The organism is Kitasatospora sp. NPDC002543, from assembly GCF_053594915.1.
The window spans coordinates 22,044-39,283 of sequence record NZ_JBSFWR010000085.1; the positions used below are offsets into that span (position 1 = coordinate 22,044).

Annotated in this window: 13 protein-coding genes; 6 read left to right on the forward strand and 7 right to left on the reverse strand. The window is 74.2% G+C overall.

Annotation, left to right across the window (positions count from 1 at the left end; translation table 11 throughout):
* Nucleotides 1–51: 51 nt before the first annotated feature.
* Nucleotides 52–2,256, reverse strand: coding sequence for a bifunctional glycosyltransferase/CDP-glycerol:glycerophosphate glycerophosphotransferase (locus ACWD4P_RS28585; protein ID WP_359821882.1), 2,205 nt, complete (start codon nucleotides 2,254–2,256; stop codon nucleotides 52–54).
* Between the two features lie 900 nt (nucleotides 2,257–3,156).
* Here ACWD4P_RS28585 and ACWD4P_RS28590 point away from each other — a divergent pair.
* Nucleotides 3,157–3,423, forward strand: coding sequence for a hypothetical protein (locus tag ACWD4P_RS28590; RefSeq protein ID WP_359821880.1), 267 nt, complete (start codon nucleotides 3,157–3,159; stop codon nucleotides 3,421–3,423).
* A 254-nt stretch (nucleotides 3,424–3,677) separates the two neighbouring features.
* On the forward strand, nucleotides 3,678–4,136 hold the full coding sequence (locus ACWD4P_RS28595) for a YjbQ family protein (RefSeq protein WP_449781600.1): 459 nt from the start codon (nucleotides 3,678–3,680) through the stop codon (nucleotides 4,134–4,136).
* Nucleotides 4,137–4,265: 129 nt separating this feature from the next.
* Here the strand turns inward: ACWD4P_RS28595 and ACWD4P_RS28600 are convergent, their stop codons facing one another.
* Nucleotides 4,266–4,820 carry a DUF1990 family protein gene (locus tag ACWD4P_RS28600; protein ID WP_449781601.1) on the reverse strand — a complete coding sequence of 185 codons (555 nt, stop codon included), beginning with the start codon at nucleotides 4,818–4,820 and terminating at the stop codon, nucleotides 4,266–4,268.
* 268 nt (nucleotides 4,821–5,088) lie between these two features.
* Between ACWD4P_RS28600 and ACWD4P_RS28605 the strand changes: the two genes are divergently transcribed.
* Nucleotides 5,089–5,310 carry a hypothetical protein gene (locus ACWD4P_RS28605; RefSeq protein WP_449781602.1) on the forward strand — a complete coding sequence of 74 codons (222 nt, stop codon included), beginning with the start codon at nucleotides 5,089–5,091 and terminating at the stop codon, nucleotides 5,308–5,310.
* Between the two features lie 31 nt (nucleotides 5,311–5,341).
* Here ACWD4P_RS28605 and ACWD4P_RS28610 read toward each other — a convergent pair whose 3' ends face one another.
* Nucleotides 5,342–8,392, reverse strand: a complete 3,051-nt coding sequence (locus ACWD4P_RS28610; RefSeq protein ID WP_449781603.1) for an AAA family ATPase — start codon at nucleotides 8,390–8,392, stop codon at nucleotides 5,342–5,344.
* Complete coding sequence (locus ACWD4P_RS28615) at nucleotides 8,389–9,558, reverse strand: exonuclease SbcCD subunit D (protein WP_449781604.1); 1,170 nt, start codon at nucleotides 9,556–9,558, stop codon at nucleotides 8,389–8,391. The genes ACWD4P_RS28610 and ACWD4P_RS28615 overlap by 4 nt, the downstream gene beginning before the upstream one ends.
* A gap of 679 nt (nucleotides 9,559–10,237) precedes the next feature.
* Here ACWD4P_RS28615 and ACWD4P_RS28620 point away from each other — a divergent pair.
* The 3 genes from ACWD4P_RS28620 (at nucleotide 10,238) to ACWD4P_RS28630 (ending at nucleotide 13,526) form a co-directional block, all read left to right on the forward strand.
* The gene (locus tag ACWD4P_RS28620) at nucleotides 10,238–11,158 is read left to right on the forward strand and encodes a hypothetical protein (protein ID WP_449781605.1); all 921 of its coding nucleotides are present in this window, start codon (nucleotides 10,238–10,240) and stop codon (nucleotides 11,156–11,158) included.
* Between the two features lie 301 nt (nucleotides 11,159–11,459).
* Entirely contained in the window at nucleotides 11,460–12,116 is a 657-nt protein-coding gene (locus ACWD4P_RS28625; protein ID WP_359817892.1) for a hypothetical protein, read from the forward strand.
* A 612-nt stretch (nucleotides 12,117–12,728) separates the two neighbouring features.
* A complete protein-coding gene (locus ACWD4P_RS28630) occupies nucleotides 12,729–13,526 on the forward strand; it encodes an SGNH/GDSL hydrolase family protein (RefSeq protein WP_449781606.1) in 798 nt (265 codons plus the stop codon).
* A 59-nt stretch (nucleotides 13,527–13,585) separates the two neighbouring features.
* Here ACWD4P_RS28630 and ACWD4P_RS28635 read toward each other — a convergent pair whose 3' ends face one another.
* The 3 genes from ACWD4P_RS28635 to ACWD4P_RS28645 all read right to left on the reverse strand — a co-directional run.
* Nucleotides 13,586–14,530 carry a nitroreductase/quinone reductase family protein gene (locus ACWD4P_RS28635; protein ID WP_449781607.1) on the reverse strand — a complete coding sequence of 315 codons (945 nt, stop codon included), beginning with the start codon at nucleotides 14,528–14,530 and terminating at the stop codon, nucleotides 13,586–13,588.
* 492 nt (nucleotides 14,531–15,022) lie between these two features.
* A complete protein-coding gene (locus tag ACWD4P_RS28640; RefSeq protein WP_449781608.1) occupies nucleotides 15,023–16,198 on the reverse strand; it encodes a polysaccharide deacetylase family protein in 1,176 nt (391 codons plus the stop codon).
* 280 nt (nucleotides 16,199–16,478) lie between these two features.
* On the reverse strand, nucleotides 16,479–17,240 hold a 762-nt coding region (locus ACWD4P_RS28645), incomplete at its 5' end, for an AMP-dependent synthetase/ligase (protein WP_449781609.1).

The following is a 17,240-nucleotide window of genomic DNA, read 5'->3' on the forward strand; positions in this document are numbered from 1 at the left end:
TGCGGAGCCTGTTCCCGTACAGGCTCTCCGCGTGAGCTCCTCCGGCGGGTGCTACCCCCGCTCCACCGGGAACACCCGTCGCACCACCCGCTCCGCGGCGCCGCCGTCGTCCCAGACGCAGAACTTCGCCCGGAACCGCTCCCGCGCGGCCGGCTCCGGGTCGCCCGCCAGCAGGGCCCGCGCCAGCCCGTCCGCGTCCACCGTGACCGCGCCCGGCGGCTCCGCGAACAGGTCGAAGTAGACGCCGCGTTCGCGCTGGTACTCCTCCCAGTCCGGGGCGAAGATCACCACCGGCCGGTCCAGCACCGCGTAGTCGAACATCATCGACGAGTAGTCCGTCACCAGCACGTCCGCCGCGAGGTAGAGGTCCTCGACGGTCGGGTGCGTCGAGACGTCCACGATCCGAGCCGACTCCGCCCCGGCCCCGGTCAGGTCGCCCGGGCCGTCGGTGTGGAAGTAGTGGGTGCGCACCAGCAGCGTGAAGTCCGGGCCCAGCCGCCGGGCCAGCTCCGCCACGTCCAGCAGCGGCACGTAACCGCCCTTGCTGCCGCGGTGGGTCGGCGCGTACAGCACCGCCCGGGTGCCGGGCCGCAGCCCGAGCCGCTCGCGCAGCTCCCGGACCTCGTCCGAAGTGGCGTTCGCCAGGCGGTCGTTGCGGGGGTAGCCGGTGTCCAGCATCTCGTACCGGCCGGGGAAGGCGCGGGCGAAGTGCCCGCTGGTGTGCGGGTTGGGGGAGACCAGGAAGTCCCAGCGGTCGACGGCCTCCTGGAGCAGGTCGAAGTCCATCCCCTCGGCCGCCGCCGGGTGGTCGCGCAGGTCCATGCCCATCGCCTTGAGCGGGGTGCCGTGCTGGGTCTGGACGTGCACCGTGCCCGCCCGCTTCGTCATGGTGCGGGGGAAGTTGACGTTGTTGACGAAGTACTTGGCGGTCGCCATCGCCTTGAGGTAGGCGGGGGTGTTGACGATCACGTAGGGCACCCCGGGCGGCAGCGTGGCGGCCTGGGCGCGGTTCTCCACCACCCACACGCCCCGGATCCGCGGGGCGAGTTCCTTCGCCTTCTCGTAGATCGCCGCCGGGCTGCACGCGTAACCCCGGTGCCAGTACGCGGCGTAGACCGCGAGGTTCGGGTCCAGCGGCAGCCGGCGGAACGCGTTGTACGCGGTGAACCGGGCGCCGCTGCGCATGCCCTTCTTCACCGCGGGTGCCACCGCCCTCGCCCCGCGCTTGAGTTCGCGCGGCAGCCGACCGGTGCGGCGCAGTTCCGCGTACGCGATCCGGGCTCCGCGGGCGGCCAGCCGGTACTGCACGCCGCGCACCCCGCCAGGGAAGCGGTAGCCGGCCGGGCGGTGGCGGTCGAAGTGCCGGGCGATCCGCTGGAAGAAGTCCTTGCGCAGGTCGGTGGGGACCAGGCCGGGGGTGTCGTAGACGTTCAGCGCCTGGCGCACGGTCCGGTCGAAGACCAGGGTGCGCAGCGAGTCCGGGACGGGCCGGCCGGGGCGGTCCGGGCGGTCCAGGAAGGCGAAGATCGCGTCGTACTGGGCGAACACGTCGGCGTGCTTGGGGGAGGCGGTCGCGGTGATCGCGCCGGCCCGGCCGCGCCGGTAGAAGTAGCAGGGCCGGTCGAGGTAGCGCAGCCGCTCGGCGGCCAGTAGCGCCGGGTAGGTGACCGAGATGTCCTCGTAGTAGCCGCGGCCGAAGGAGACGCCGAGTCCGTCCAGGAAGTCGCGGCGGAACACCTTGTTCCACACCGACATCACGGTCTGGAACAGCGCGGGGTGCTCCGCCAGGGTGCAGCCCTCGACCAGCGGGGAACCGGCCAGCACGTGGCGCCACGGGTTGGGCTCCGTCCCGCCGTCCGGATAGACGTGGGTGAAGCCGGTGACCAGCACGTCGACGGGGGTCTCCCGGCCGCGCTCCAGCGCCAGCTCGTCCAGCAGGGCGCCGACCGTCCCCTCGGGCACCCAGTCGTCGCTGTCCACGAACCAGAGGTACTCGCCGCGGGCCTGCGGGAGGGCGGCGGTGCGGGCGCCGCCGAGGCCCTGGTTCTCGGTGAGGTGCAGCACCCGCAGCCGGCTGTCGCGGGCCGCGTAGGCGTCCAGGATCGCGCCGGAGCCGTCCGGGGAGAGGTCGTCGACCGCGATCACCTCGAAGCGGGTCTCCGCGGCGGGGACGTCGCCGAGGATCGAGTCGAGGCAGCGGGGGAGGTACCGCTCCACGCCGTGGACCGGGAGCACGATGCTGAGGAGGAGGGACACGCTGGCCGAGTGTACCGATCGACCGGGTGCGACCTGCGCGGACGTCCGGGGCGGGCGTTCCGGGGCCCCGGGCGGGGTGCGGACACCGGGTTGGCGTGGCGTGCGCGCGGATGCGGGGCGGCGGCGTGATTCGGAGCCCGTGGAGGGGGGCGTGGACCCGGAACCGCCGGTGCCGGGCCCCTCGCGGGGCGGCACCGGCAGTCAGGTGGCGGTCCGGCCGACCCTCTACGGCCGACCGCCGGTCCGGGCACCGCGCGAGCCTGGCCACCGCAGCGTCGAGGCGGCCGGGCAGTGGCTCGCGGGAGCCGGAGTTCTTCATCACTCGAACACGCGCTTGAGTGCGGTGCGGGCACGGGCGCGTGCATCAGATATTGCTTGGAGGTTCGACGGGAGTCAATCCCTCGAATGTGTTCACTTCCTGAAGTCGCTAGGTTACAGGTCAGGGGTAGGCGCGTCACGACGGGTGTGGGGGTGGGTGCGGGTGTGGGTGCGCCTCGGCTGCTGCCGCGGTGATCGCTTTGTCGATGTGGCGGCTGTCCCCTCCTATTGCGGGGAGCGAGAGCAGGAGCGGGAGCGAAGGCCGGTGGGCGGTGGGCGGAATCCGGCGGGGCGTGCCGGTGCGCGGGCGGTGCGGTGCGGGGCGTCGCCGGGGTGCGGCCGTGCGCCCGGCGCGCGTCGTGCGCGGCGTTGCCGCACCCGCGTCTGTCGAAACCGGTGACGGACGGCCGGTCGTGCACCATCATTGATGCCTAGTCGTGACCGGCCGGGCGGCCCCTGGTGCTTCGTCAGTTGACGTCGCACGATACGGTGGCACAACACCAAGGACGGTTGCGCGAAGGCCGTCCGTCACGGATAGTCTTCGCCTCACGGCCCTGGCGCCTCGTAGGGGTGGGAAAACTGATGGAACACATGCAAGTGCGGACTCGGCCCCGCGTGCCGGCGATCCAGTGCGGTGTCGGCACGACCGGCCGCCGGATCGACCGACACCTGGCCGTACTCGGCGCGCCCGCACTCCCGGCGGTGGACACCGCCGAAGCGCTCGGGTTGATAAGGGAGCTCACGCCGCGCGGCGCCGAGGTCCCGACGGCCCGTCGTCGCCACACCAGGATCTCGCTGCTGACGCCGCTGCGTCGGCTGCGGCGGAGCCTCTTCGGCGGGCGCGGCTAGTCCGGCCGGTGCGGCACGGGTCCCTCCCCGCCGCCCGCCCGGGAACCGACCCGGTGGACCTTTCGGTCCGCCGGGTCTTCGGTGTTCCCGCGCGATGGCCGGACGGGTGCGCCGGAGAGTGTGGGTGCCGCGGGTGGTGTGGGTGGTGTGAGTGATGTGGTCTGAACCTTTCACCCTACGCGAGGTTGCCTCCCCGGCACGGCGAGACGGCGAGGGAGTACGCCCGGCCGGCTGACCTGGGACAGGATGGCGCCATGGCGGACAACAACCACTCCCAGACCGGGTCCTTCCCGACCACCACCTTCCAGAGCGGCACTTTCGAGATCACCACCGGCAGCCGCGAGGTCGCGCTCGACATCACCGACCGCTGCGCCGCGTTCCTCGACGAACGGGCCGCCGGGCGGGACGGCCTGCTCAACGTCTTCGTCCCGCACGCCACCGCGGGGATCGCGGTGCTGGAGACGGGATCCGGCAGCGACGACGACTTCCTCGCCATCCTGCGGGACCTGCTCCCGGCCGACGACCGCTGGCGCCACCGGCACGGCAGCCCCGGCCACGGCCGGGACCACGTGGTGCCCGGCCTGGTCGCCCCGCACGCCACCCTTCCCGTGCTCGGCGGTCAACTGGCGCTCGGCGTCTGGCAGTCGGTGGTGCTGGTCGACACCAACGGGGACAATCCGCGCCGGACCGTCCGGCTGTCCTTCCTCGGCTGACGCCCGGGCGGGACGGAATGCCTCGGACCGGACCGGCTCATGCCACCCGACGGCGGGCAGCCCGGCGGGCGGACCCCGGCGGACCCGGTGGAGGTGGTGGAGCCGGTGGAGGCGGCGGCGTTGCGGGGCTCAGCGGACGTGCGCGGCCACCGCGGCGAGGTAGCGCTCGATCGCCAGATGCTGGCAGAGCAGGGCCACCGGCCGGCCCAGCCTGGCGTACCAGGCGGACAGCCGGGAGAACGCGGTGACCTCGAACCACACCTCGCCGTCGGCGTCCATCGACACCAGGAACGCCTCCTCGCCGCGCTCCGGGTGGCCGGGGAGCGTGCCGTACCCGAAGCCGACCCGGTCCGGCTCCTCCACCGTCCACACCACCCGGCAGGGGATCACCAGCCGCGGCCACCGGAGCCCGGGCAGGTTCAGTCGCAGCAGGATCGTTTCGCCCTCCCGGGCCGGGCCGGCGGGGTAGGCCGCGAAGCCGGTGCCCAGCTGGCTGCCCCAGCCGAGGACGTACCGCCCGGCCCGCTCCAGCACCTGCGGCCCGTGCCCCAGGTGCACCCGGCGCCGCAGGTGGGCGTAGCCGTCCGGGAGCCGTCCGCCCCCACCCCGGGTGGCGCCCACCTCGGGGTAGGACGGGGTGGTGGCGCGGGCGGCGAGCAGGCGTCGGTACAGGTCGGTCGGCATGCCGGTCACGGTAGCCGGTGGGCGGGAGGGCGCCGGCGGGGGGCTTCGGCGGTGGAGCCGCGGTGGAGGGGCGGCGGCGGACGGGTTCCGGACGGCGGCGAACAGATTTCAGCGAACAGATTTCAGAAAACGTTCGCTGAAATCTGTTCGCTGAAATCTGTCACCTGTCACCTGTCCGCCGTCATCCGTCCGGCGTCATCCGTCTGCCGCGGGCCCCGAACCGGGGGAGTGTTGCCGCAGGGCAGGGGTGAGGAGTAGAGAAGACGGCATGAGCGACACCGGTACGAAGCAGGAAGCGGGCGTCTGCGAACTCGCGCCCGAGGGCGGCGGGGCGGAGGCGGCGCTGCGGCGCGACCCGGACGTGCCCGGGCCGCGAGCCGACTGCGTCCTGTGCGGCGAGCCGACCGAACTGCCCGCCGATCAGCCGGGCAGCACCTTCTGCCCGGTGTGCGCCTGGCAGCAGGCGCAGCGGATCGCCTGCTCGGGCTGACCCCGGACCGGCCCCGGGCCGCCGGCCGGCGCTATGCGTCCTCCCGCCCGGCCAGCGCCAGGGTCGAGCCGTGCCGACCCTTGTGGACCAGCAGCTGGGAGGGGATACGGCTGCGCAGGTCGGCGACGTGGCTGACGATGCCGACCGCGCGGTCCCGCTCGCGCAGCCCGTCGAGCACGTCCATGACCTCCTCCAGGGCGTGCTCGTCGAGGGTGCCGAAGCCCTCGTCGATGAAGAGGGTGTCCAACGGCATGCCGCCCGCTTCGTCGGTGACCACGTCGGCCAGGCCCAGGGCGAGGGAGAGCGAGGCGAAGAAGCTCTCGCCGCCGGAGAGGGTCGCGGTGTCCCGCTCGGTGCCCGTCCAGGCGTCGACCACCCGCAGGGCCAGGCCCGAGCGCTTGGTGCCGGTGCCCCGGTCGTCGCTGTGCACCAGGGTGTAGCGCCCGCCGGACATCCGGACCAACCGGTCGCTGGCCGCCGCCGCGACCTGCTCCAGCCGTGCTGCCAGGACGTACGACTCCAGTCGCATCCGCAGCCGGTTCTCGGCCGAGGTGCCGGCCGCGAGCGCGGCGAGCCGGTTGATCCGGCCGTACCGGTCCAGCGCCGGGGCCAGCTCGGCGGCGAGCCCGCTCAGCTGCCGTCCGATCTCAGCCAGTGCCCCGCAGCGCTCACGGGCCGCGGCCAGGGCGGCGTGCGCCCGGCCGAGCCGGTCGGTGGCGGCGCCGAGCGCGGCCGCGACGGCGGGCAGGTCCACCGGCGGACGGCCCGCGGCCTCGACCAGCTCCGGCAGCGCCAGTTCGCGGCGGACGGCAGCGGTCTCCGTGCGGTGTCGCTCCAGCCGGGCCTCCAGCCGCTCGCGCTCCTCGCGCGGAAGCAGGACGGCCAGCGCCGCCTCGGCGTCCGGGAAGCCCGCCGAGGCGGCGGCCTTGCCCAGCTCCTGCTCGGCCTCGTCGAACCGGTCCGCCGCCTCCGTGTGCGTGCGGGCGGCGGTGGCCGTCGCGGCGACCGCCTCGGCGAGCCTGGTGAGGGCCGCGGCCCGGTCGGCGACCGAGGCCGCCTCGCCCCGGGCGACCGCCACCCGGGCGGTCAGCGTCTGCTGCTCGGTGCCGAGCGCCAGCAGTCGGTCGGAGAGCACGGCGGCGCGCTCCCTCGCCTTGTGCAGCTCGTCGACCCGGCGGGTGCGGTCCTGCGACAGCCGGGCGATCTCCTGCTCGACCCGGCCGAGCGCGTCCGCCGCGTGCCGGGCCTCGCGGTGTTCGCGCTCCAGCCCGGCGAGGGCCTGCGCGAGCGCCTCCGCGCCGTCCGGTCCGGAGGCGCCCGCGGCGGCGGCCTCGCGCACCCGCAGCGCGGTGAGTGCCCCGTCGGCGTCCGTCCAGGCTCGTTCGGCGGCGGCCTGGGCCCGGCGCGCCCGCTCCTCGTCCTCGGCGTCGACCCGGCTGCCGGGCGCGGCCTCGGCGGGCGCCGGGTGCTCGGGTGAGCCGCAGACCCGACAGGCCTCGCCGGTGCGCAGCTGCTCGGCCAACTCGGCGGCCATGCCGCTCAGTCGGCGGTCCCGAAGGTCCAGGCTGTGTTCGCGGGCATCCAGTGCGGCGGTGCGCAGAGCGACGACCCCGGGCTCGGCCGCGTCGATCTCGGCGCGCAGTGCGTCGCGCTCCCGGGCCGCGCCCAGGCGGTCGGTCAACTCGCTGTGCCGGCCGTCCAGTTGCTCGACCAGGGAAGTCGCAGACCGGGCCTCGGCGTGCTCCTGCTCCAGGCGGCCCAGCTCGCCCTCGAACTCGGCGAGCCAGTCCTCGGCCTCCTCGGCCAGCTCCTCGGCTGCGCGCCGATCCACCGTCAGGACGGCCTGCTCGCGGGCGAGTTCGAGGCACCGGCGCTCCTCCTCCCGGGCCGTCTCCAACCGGACCACCTCGGCCCGCAGCCGCAGCTCGGCCTCGGACAGTCCGGAGGCGTCCGCCCCGGCGAGCTCCCGGCCCTCGGCGCCGGAGCCGGCCAGCACCTCGCGGTGCCGGCGCTCCGCCTGCCGCGCCCGCCCGAGCGACTCGGCCGCGTTCTCCCGCAGCCGCAGCGCCGACTCCACCCCCACGGCCTCCTGGGCGGCGGCCAGCCGCTGCCGGTCCGCGGCCGCGGCCGGCTCGAACCCCGCGAGTCGCTCGGCCAGGCCCAGGGCCTCCCGGTGCCGGCGCTGGCGACCGGCCAGCTCCTCGGCGGCCTCGCGCCGGTCCTGGGCGGCGCGCTGGGCCTGCTCGGCGTCCGTGAGGGCGGCCTCGGCGACGGCGAGCTGTTCGGCCGCGCCGCTGCGCAGGACCGCGGCCCAGCCCAGCACCCCGGTGGCCAGGCCGCCGGCCGCCGGCCCGTCGGCGTCCTCGGCCGGCACCCAGTCCGCGGCGGGCTCGGCGTCCGGACCGGCCGCCTGCTCGGCCTTGCTGGCGAGGTCCCGCAGCCGACGCCGGCCGGCCTGGATGGCGGCCTCCTGGCCGCGACGCTGCTCGGCCAGCCAGGCCTCCACGTGCTGGAACCGCTCGGTGTCGAACAGTCGCCGCAGCAGTTTGCCGCGCTCCTCGGAGTCGGCCTTCAGGAAGCGGGCGAAGTCGCCCTGCGGCAGCAGCACCACCTGGCAGAACTGCTCCCGGTTCATACCGATCAGCCGGTGGATCTCCTCCCCGGCCTCCTGGTGCGACTTGCTGATCCCCCGCCAGCCGGGCGTGCCGTCGCCCGTGTCGAGGACCCACTCGCGCAGCAGGGTCTGCGCCCGCTCGACGGTGGTGCCGGTGCCGACCTTCTTCGGCCGGCGCTGCTCCGGCAGCCGGGTGATCCGGAGCCGCCGCCCGCCGAGGGTCAGTTCCAGCTCGACCGAGGTCAGCAGCTTCGGGTCGGCGTGGTCACTGCGCAGCCGGTTGGCCCGGCGCGCGCCCGGAGTCTCGCCGTACAGGGCGAAGCAGACCGCGTCCAGCACGCTGGTCTTGCCCGCGCCCGTCGCGCCGCGCAGCAGGAAGAGCCCGCCGGCGGCGAGCGCGTCGAAGTCCACCGTCTCGCTGCCCGCGAACGGGCCGAAGGCGGTGACGGTGAGCGAGTGCAGCCTCATCGGGGCAGGTCCGCCTTCCGGTCGGCGGTCTCCCGGACGCGCTCGAAGCCCTCGCTCAGCCAGCCGAGCTCGTCCGGCTCCGGCTCGGCGCCGGGGCGGACGTGGCGCAGGAAGCCCTCCGCGATCTCCAGGTCCGCGCGGCCGCTGACCCGCGCCGCGTACGACTGCGAGGGCTCGGTCCCGCTCCGGTCCGGATCGAACAGCAGCTGGAGGGTGTGCGGGAAGCGGCGGCGCAACTGCTCCATCGGCTCGCTCGGCCGGGCCGCGTCGGTAAGCGTGGCCTGCACCCAGGACTGCTCGTGCTCGGCGTACTTCTCGTCGGTGAGCAGCGCGTCGAGGGTGTCGCGGAGAGTCGCCAGCCGGCGCGGTTCGGGGCAGGGGACGCGCTCGGCCGTCACCGAGCCGTCGGCGGCCAGGTCGACCAGCCACATGGTCTTGCGCTGGTTCACCTCGGAGAAGGAGTAGGCGAGCGGGGAGCCGCTGTAGCGCAGGTGCGGGGCGAGCGTCTGGCAGCCGTGCAGGTGACCGAGCGCGGCGTAGTGCACCCCGTCGAAGACCGACGCGGGCACGGAGGCGACGCCGCCGACCGCGATGTCCCGCTCGCTGTCGCTCGACGTGCCGCCGGTGACGAAGGCGTGGGCCAGCACGACCGCCCGGGTGCCCGCCGGGCGCGCCGCGAGATCGGCCCGGACCTGGTCCATCGCCGCTCCGAGCACCGCCGCGTGCCCGCCCTTCGCCAGCCCGAACCGTTCGCGCACCAGGGTGGGCTCCAGGTAGGGCAGCCCGTACACGGCCACGGGGCCGTGCTCGTCCGCCAGCAGGACGGGCTCGGCGCAGCCGCCCGGGTCGGTCCGCAGGTGGATGCCGGCCCGGCCGATCAGCCCCGCGCCGACGCCGAGGCGGCGGGCCGAGTCGTGGTTGCCGCTGATGAAGACCGTCGGCACCCCGAGGTCGGCCAGCCGGTGCAGCACGTCGTCGAACATCGCGACCGCTTCCAGCCCGGGCAGTGCCCGGTCGTACACGTCTCCCGCGACCAGCACGGCGTCCACGCCCTCGGACCGGACCACGTCCACCAGGTGGTCCAGGAAGGCGCGCTGGGCGTCGTGGAGGCTCTCGCGGTGGAACGAGCGCCCGAGATGCCAGTCGGAGGTATGCAGCAGTCGCATGGTCCCCGACCCTAACGCGCACCGCCGACAAACCCGCCCGGCCCGGTGGAACCACGCGTCCTAGGAGGTCCGGGGGCCCGGGAGCGCGGACGGCTGACGGCGGACGGAAAACAGATGACAGCTGACAGATTTCGAAATCTGTCAGCTGTCATCTGTCGGTCGTCGCCTGTTCCGCGAGGGTCGGCCCGCCCCTGCGGAACAGGCGATGTCCGCGCTCGGCGTTCCCGCGGGGCCCGCGCTTGCGATCGGCAGGGCCTGCTGAGCTTGTTCGATTACCTGGGGTGAATTGTCAGTGGCTCTGTGTATGTTCCTCGACGTCGGCCGGTCCGTTCGGGGCGGCCGACGGCATGGTCCGGTACCGGGCGAACGAGAAGAGGGAGGACCCATGGCCGCTGTGCGGGAGTCGGCGAGTGCGGTGTGTTCGGTGTGTTCGGTGGGTGAAGTGGGTGAGGCGCGGGGCGCCGCGGCGGGCCGTCCGCCGCGGGCGCGTCGGCGGGTGCTGGCGCTGACCGGGCGGAGGCCCGGAGGGGGTGCCGGTGGGGCGTCGGCCGGCGGTCCCTCCGGGGTGGTGCCGCCCGGGGGCGGGCGGCCGCCGGGTGCTCGTGCGGGAGGGGGTGGGGCGCGTGCGGCCGGGTACGGCGGGCGGGTCCGGGGCGCGCCGCCGCCCCAGCCGGTGGCGGTGGCCCTGGCTGTCGATGCCGGGGACTTCGCCGGGTTGGCGCGGTACGGGCTGTTCGGCGGGCTCGGGCACCAGGCCTACCTGCGGCGGGCGGAGGAGCAGCTCACGGCGCTGCACCGGCAGGGGCTGGAGGTGCACCTGCGGGTCCTGGAGGCGGGCGACTTCGAGGACTACTGCGAGGCGCTCGGCCTCGATCCCCGGATGCCCTCGGCCCGGGTCGCCTACGCGGGCGATCCGGAGCTGGCGGGGGAGCCGTTCGTCTACGCGGGGGAGCGGCTGGCCGAGCTGGTCCCCGTGCTGCTGGACGACCACCGGGCGCGGGTGCGGATGTCCGTGGCCTGCGCGGCCCTGCTGGACGCGGTCGGCGACGACCCCGCGGGGCAGTTCCGGATGGCGGCCGTGATGCGGTACGTGACGTCGGTCTACCTGGCGCTCGCCGAGGGCGCGGGGGAGGGGTGCCACCTGCTGACGCTGCGCTGCCACGGCCCGGAGGACGGTGAGGAGCTCACCTCGGCGGTGGACGTCTGCGTGGAGGACGGGCGGCTCCACCCCGCCGGGCGGGACGCCGAGGCGTTCTGCGTCACGCTCGCGGCGGGGGTCGCCCTGGGCGGGGAAGGTGCGCTGCTGCTGCACGGAGATCCCGCGGTGGGCGTACGGGCGGTCGGCCGGGCCGAGGGCCGGTCCGGTCCGCCCGGTGGTCCGGCCGCCTCCCCGGCCGGTGCTGCCGTGCCCCGGCCGCCGGTGCTCGGCTGGGCGTTGACCGGCGGGCGGTTGCGGCCGATGACCGCGCACGAGGTGTTCGACGAACTGGCCGACGACGCCGCGCGCGGGCTGCCCTTCCCGCCCGGGGTGGAGCCGCTGCCCGGCTTCCCGCTGCCCGCCTTCCAGGGGGCGGCGGAAGGGGGTGGGCCGCTGGGGTGATCCGGACGTCCGCCGTCTCCGCATTCGCCGGGTTCACCGCTTCCCTATCCACCATGCGGCGCTGGGGACTGTTCATCGACCGCCTGTTCGGGGAAGATTCGGAGAAGATCAACAGCAGGAACGCGCGGTGCCCCACGCCGCCGTTCCCGCCGCTCCGTACCGCGCCCTGCAGGTCCTCCCGCGCACCGCCGGTCCGGCGGAGCCCGACAGCGAGAGGGGGACGGATGAACGAGCGGAGCGAGCTCGGCGCCGGGGGGTGCGCAGGGGCGGGAGTCCCCACCGGGCGCTGCGGGGCGAGAGCATGAGTCCGATCGAGTACAGCGCGGAGATCGCCGAGCTGCTCGGGAAGGTGAGGCGTCGCCCCACGGCGGGTTGGCCGTGGCGGGCGGGCGAGCAGGTGCCCGAGGGGCTGCCGGTCAAGCAGTCCTGGGGGTGGCTGTTCGCGCCGGACGGGAGGGTGCTGACGCTGGTGAACCCCCGGGACGGGATCTGCTCACTGCCCGGCGGCTCGCTGGAGCCGGAGGACGGCGGGGATCCGGCGGCCGCCCTGGCGCGGGAGGCGGCCGAGGAGGCGCAGGCCCTGATCGGCGGGCCGTACTACCTCGGTTACCTGTACGACCGGGTCGGTTCGGCCAACGGCGGGCACGAGTGCGCGCGGGTCCGGATGGCGGCGGCGCTGCGGGCGGTCGGCCCGAGCGCGGCCGATCCGGCCTCGGGCCGGCACTACCGGCGGCTGCTGGTCGCGCCGGGCCTCGCCGTCGAGCTGCTCGGCTGGGGCGCGCCCGGGCTGCGGCAGGCCCGGGTGGCGGTCGCCACCGCCGCACGCCGGCTGGGTGTGCCCGTGGCCGCGAACGAGGCGATCGAGGAGCTGCCGGTCGAGGGCTGCACGGTCTCCCGAGGTGCCGTGTACCAGGGCGCACTGCATTCCGGCGGTGGTCATTCCGGCGCGCACGGCTGAGCGCGCGCGCCGCCGTCCTCCCGCGGGACGTCCCGGCGCCCTGCCGTCGGCGTCCTGTCCCCGACGTCCTGTCCCTGATGTCCTGTCTCTGACGTCCTGTCTCCGTCCCGCCCTTGACCCGGAACGCCGTGTCGGCTCGCCGCCCTGACGTGACGGCACGCGGGCCCAGACCTGTCGCCGTTCGCAGGGCGGTTCCGGCGCGCCGCCGTGGCCGACGTCAACATCGGACGCACGGAACGGCTCGGCCGCAACGGTGAATTCCGGGGTGCTGTCGATGCCCCTTTTGACCCACCTTCCGGCATTCCCCGACGGGTGCCATCGGCCCCCCCTGCGTCCGCTGACTCCTGATCGGAATCTGACCCGGCGATGGCCGGGCGGCGGCCCCCCGCTTATCTTGCATGGAATTTCTGCAAGTTGCCGGTCCGTCCGAGCCGCGCTACGCGCGTCACCCTGCACCCCTGCTGACCTGCGTGAAATCACGCAGTGTCAGCGGCAGTTCATCTCCGGGCTAGCGGACGGCCCGTCAATATCCTTGGCATGACCGCTTCCGGGTTTGGCTACTGCCTGGTATCACTTCTGTGACCCTCACCACGCCACCCCACTGGAGCTGTGATGATCCGTCCTGCCCGCGCCCTGTCCATCGCCGCCATAGCTGCAGGCCTCACCATGACGACGCTCTTCGCCGCGTCGTCCGCGAACGCCGCCGGCGCCAACTACGTGGCCCTCGGCGACTCGTACTCCTCCGGCGTCGGCGCCGGCAGCTACCTGAGCGACAGCGGCAGCTGCAAGCGCAGCACCAACGCGTACGCGTACCTCTGGAAGAACGCGCACGCGCCGTCCTCCTTCAAGTTCGTGGCCTGTTCGGGTGCCAAGACGGGCGACATCCTCAACAGCCAGATCTCCGCCCTGGATGCCAGCACCACGCTGGTCAGCATCTCGGTCGGCGGCAACGACGCGGGCTTCGCCGACACCATGCAGACCTGTGTCCTCGGCTCGGACACCGACTGCGTCAACGCCGTCAACACGGCCAAGAGCTACGCCACCAACACCCTGCCCGCCCAGCTGGACAAGGTGTACTCCGCGATCAAGGCCAAGTCCCCGAAGGCCCACGTCGTGGTGATGGGCTACCCGCATATCTACAAGGTCGGCGGCAGCTGCATCTTCGGCATCGGCGACACCAAGCGCGCCGCCATCAACGGCGCGGCCGACACCCTGGACGGCGTCCTCGCCAAGCGGGCCGCCAACGCCGGCTTCGCCTTCGGCGACGTCCGCAGCATCTTCACCGAGCACGAGATCTGCGGCTCGCAGACCACCTGGCTGAACAGCACCACCCTGCCGGTCGACGAGAGCTACCACCCGAAGGCGGCCGGCCACGCGGGTGGCTACCTCCCGGTGTTCACCGCGTCCTGACGGACCGCCGCAGGCCGCCGTCCACTCCCGGGCCCGGGGCGGACGGCGGCAGCGCCGTTTCAGCCCCCGGTCGGTGGAGGTCCGCTGCTCGCCGGTCCGGTCGTGGCGGGCCCCGGTGCTGCCGCCCCGGTCGGCGGGAAGGGGATCCCGGCGAGGACCGGTAGCAGTTCCGCTTCCTCGAAGCTCAGGTGTGCCTCCAGTTCGGCGGACATCCGGTCCAAATCCTGGCGGAGGCGCCCCGGTTCGGTGACCTCGATCCCGGCCAGCAGGGCCACCAGCTCCTCCTTGATCCGTCCGATGGTCCGGTGCTGCTCGTCGAGCCGCGCGAGGACGTCGGCCAGCTCCGGATGGCTGCGCCGGAGGGCGGGGAAGATCGCGGTGTCCTCGCCGGTGTGGTGGTGCGTCAGCCCGTCGCAGAAGGACAGGCAGTGCCGACGCAGTTGCAGCCCGAGCGTGGCCGGTCGGCCCGGGGCCTGGGCGTGCGCCTCCTCCCGTACGAGGCGCAGTTGCGCGCGCAGCCAGGTGTGCGCCTCCAGCAGCTTGTCGGCGAGGCTGCGCACCACCGGGGCCGGGCCGCCGGCCGGCGGATCGGGCCGTTCCAGGACGACGACCGGCAACTCCCGGTCGGTGTGCTCCTGGTAGTCGCCGTAGCCGGGTGCCTGCCGGACGACGGCGGCGAACAACCGTTTCCGGCGGTCGCCTTCGGCGGGTACGGCGACGGTGTCGAAGGCCTCGGTGCCGAGCTCGACCCGGACCAGCGGGTGGGCGAGGAGGTTGCGGTACCACTGGGGGTGTTCCGGCGCCCCGGCCGCCGAGGCGACGACCAGGAGCAGCCCCTCCGCCCGGACGTACCCGAGCGGCACGGTGTGCGGCCGCCCGGAGCGTGCCCCGGTGGTGGTCAACAACAGCAGGTCGCCGCCCTCGAACGGGCCGCCGACCCGCCCGCCGTTGGCGCGGAACTCCTCGATGACAGTCAGGTTGAAGGATTCGAAGGACATGGGCATGGGTGTGTGCTGGATCTCCGGAGAGGAAGGGGTGGTCGCGGTCACCCGCGGTTCCGGTGCCGTGTCGGAGCCGGTGGTGCGGCCGGTCGTGCACCCAGCGACCGTCGGGTTGCCGGTTGCCGGTTGCCGGTTGCCGGTTGCCGGTTGCCGGCCGCCAGCCGCCGGCCGCCCGCCGCGATGCGTCGAACACAGGACGCAGGACATCAGGACACAGGACTCGTGCACGGGACACCGGCAGCGGTTCGCGCACGGGAACCGTGGTGACCGCCGGGCGTCAGATCAGGGAAGCGGAGAGGGTGCTCATCGCGCATCGTCCCTTCGGAAGGGTGCTCGCTCGGCTGTCGGCCGGCCCACTGCTCTGTGGCCGACGCCGCGCTGCACGCCCCCATTAGAGCCAGGCGGCGGACGCGCTGTCAACGATCACCCGCGCCGGACGGCGGAGCGCCGCCGCCCGGGAGGGGGCGGCGGCGCTCCGGGGTGGGACGGCGGTCGTCAGCGGAGGTAGTCCACCAGGCCGGCCGGCTTGAGTCCGGCGGCGTCGGCGGCGGCGAGGGCGCGCTGGAGGTCGGCGGCGAGGGTGTCGGTCCAGTGCACCAGCACGACGTCGCCCGGCTGCAGCAGGCCCGGGTGCCAGATGTTGGAGGCGCCCCAGCTGAAGTCCGCGTCGGCGGTGAGCACGGTGCGGATGCCGCAGTTGGCGGCGGCCTGCAGGGTGTCGGCGTTCCACGTGAAGTAGGGCGGGCGGAAGAACGTCGGTGCGGTGCCGAAGAGGCGGGTCATGGAGTCACGGGCGTCGCAGATCTCGACCTGCTGCCGCTCCAGCGGGAGCGTGGTGAGGTCGGTGTGGGAGACGCTGTGGTCCTGGATCGAGGAGCCGGGCGCGGCGGTGACCCGCTTGAAGAAGGCCGGGTCGGTGGCGGCCGGCATCGGCAGCGGGAAGGCGGTGATCGGCAGCCGGTGGTCGGCGATGAACCGTTCGGCCTCGGGGGTGCGCTGCCAGCCGTCGTCGACGGTGAAGAAGACGACCTTGTCGCTGGTGGCGACGGAGCCCGCGGGCGCGGCCGGGGCGGGTGCGGGGCCGTCCACCCGGACGTCGTCCACGGAGAACGGGCCCTGCTGGTACCAGCCGTGGACGTAGAGCCGGATGCTGCGCGCGTTCGGGCCGGTGGTGAACCGGGTGCTCAGCCGCTGCCAGCCGCCGTGGGTGGTCTCCGTCCAGGCGGGTGCGACGTCCTTGCCGGTGCCGGTGGCGCCGAGGTGGACGAAGTCGCCGCGCACCCAGGCGGAGGCCGTGTAGGTGGTGTTGGGCTGGACCGCGACGGTCTGGGCGCATTCCCCGGTGGAGTCGGGGTTCGCCGGGGTGACGGTCAGCGCGGAGGTGCCGGTGTGCGGGGCGGTGGCGGTGACGGCCGCTTCGGCCGGACCGCCGGTGCAGCTCCAGCCGGGGATGCTGCCCCAGTCGGCGAGGTCGGGGGAGGGTGCCTCGAACCCGGGATTGGTGGCGAGGTTGACGGTCGGCACGGCCTGGGCGCTCGGGCCGTCGGTGACGGCGGGTGCGAGGCCGGGGCCGGGGTCGGCGGTGGCCGCCGGGGCGGCGAGCCCGGTGAGCAGCGTGACCGAGGCGGCCAGCGCGGACAGGCGCAGGGGCAGGCGGACGGAAGGGCACACGGAAGGGCGCGCGGAAGAGCGCGCGGAAGAGCGCGCGAAGAGGCGCACGGAAGAGCGCGCGAAGAGGCGCGTGGACATCGACACGTGAGGACTCCAGCAGGTGGGGGTACGCCCGTGGGGAGGGCGTGAGTGGAATCGGACCGTGGAACTCTGGATCGTCGCAACAATGGACTAGACCAATCGGGCCGTCAAGGGAACGGCGGATGAACCCCGGCCGCCGCCCGTCGTGCGGAGCGAGGGGACAAGACGCTTCGTCAGGAAACCCGCCCGCCGGCCCGGTTCAGGACCGGTACAGCTCCTCGATGTCCGCCGCGTAGTGCGCGGCGATCGCCCCGCGACGCAGCTTGAGGGAGGGGGTCAGCAGCCCCTGATCCTCGCTGAACTCCCGCGGCAGCAGCCGGAAGGCGCGGATCGACTCGGCCCGCGAGACGGCCGTGTTGGCGGCCGCCACCGCACGCTGGACCTCCACGTGCAGCTCCTCGTCCGCGAGCGCCGTCCACGGGTCCGACTGCTCCCGCCCGTGGGTCTTCAGCCAGTGCGCCAGCGCCGCCGGGTCGAGTGTGATCAGCGCGGCCACGTACGGCCGGTCGTCGCCCACCACCAGGCACTGGGAGACGAGGGGGTGCGCCTCGACCCGTTCCTCCAGGGCCGCCGGAGCCAGGTTCTTGCCGCTGCTGGTGACGATCAGGTCCTTCTTGCGCCCGGTGATGCTGAGGTAGCCGTCCTCGTCCAGCCGGCCCAGGTCGCCGGTCGCGAACCAGCCGTCGACCAGGGACTCGGCCGTGCACCGCGGGTGGTTGAGGTAGCCGCCGAAGACCGAACCGCCGCGCACCCACACCTCGCCGTCGTCGGCGATCGCCACCGAGGCGCCCGGCACCGGCTGTCCGACCGTGCCGAGCTTCTGCCGGCCGGGCGGATTGGCCGTGATCGCGGCGGTGGTCTCGGTCAACCCGTAGCCCTCGTACAGCTGGAGGCCGGCGCCGGTGAAGAACAGTCCCAGCTCGCGCCGGAGCGTGGAGCCGCCGCACATCACGCTGCGCAC

Excerpts from the sequence above, each read along its gene's own strand:
- ACWD4P_RS28595 (WP_449781600.1), top strand. The coding sequence starts at position 3,678 with ATGGCGGACAACAACCACTCCCAGACCGGGTCCTTCCCGACCACCACC.
- ACWD4P_RS28635 (WP_449781607.1), bottom strand. The coding sequence starts at position 14,530 with ATGCCCATGTCCTTCGAATCCTTCAACCTGACTGTCATCGAGGAGTTC.
- ACWD4P_RS28615 (WP_449781604.1), bottom strand. The coding sequence starts at position 9,558 with ATGCGACTGCTGCATACCTCCGACTGGCATCTCGGGCGCTCGTTCCAC.
- ACWD4P_RS28630 (WP_449781606.1), top strand. The coding sequence starts at position 12,729 with ATGATCCGTCCTGCCCGCGCCCTGTCCATCGCCGCCATAGCTGCAGGC.
- ACWD4P_RS28605 (WP_449781602.1), top strand. The coding sequence starts at position 5,089 with ATGAGCGACACCGGTACGAAGCAGGAAGCGGGCGTCTGCGAACTCGCG.
- ACWD4P_RS28600 (WP_449781601.1), bottom strand. The coding sequence starts at position 4,820 with ATGCCGACCGACCTGTACCGACGCCTGCTCGCCGCCCGCGCCACCACC.
- ACWD4P_RS28590 (WP_359821880.1), top strand. The coding sequence starts at position 3,157 with ATGGAACACATGCAAGTGCGGACTCGGCCCCGCGTGCCGGCGATCCAG.
- ACWD4P_RS28610 (WP_449781603.1), bottom strand. The coding sequence starts at position 8,392 with ATGAGGCTGCACTCGCTCACCGTCACCGCCTTCGGCCCGTTCGCGGGC.
- ACWD4P_RS28625 (WP_359817892.1), top strand. The coding sequence starts at position 11,460 with ATGAGTCCGATCGAGTACAGCGCGGAGATCGCCGAGCTGCTCGGGAAG.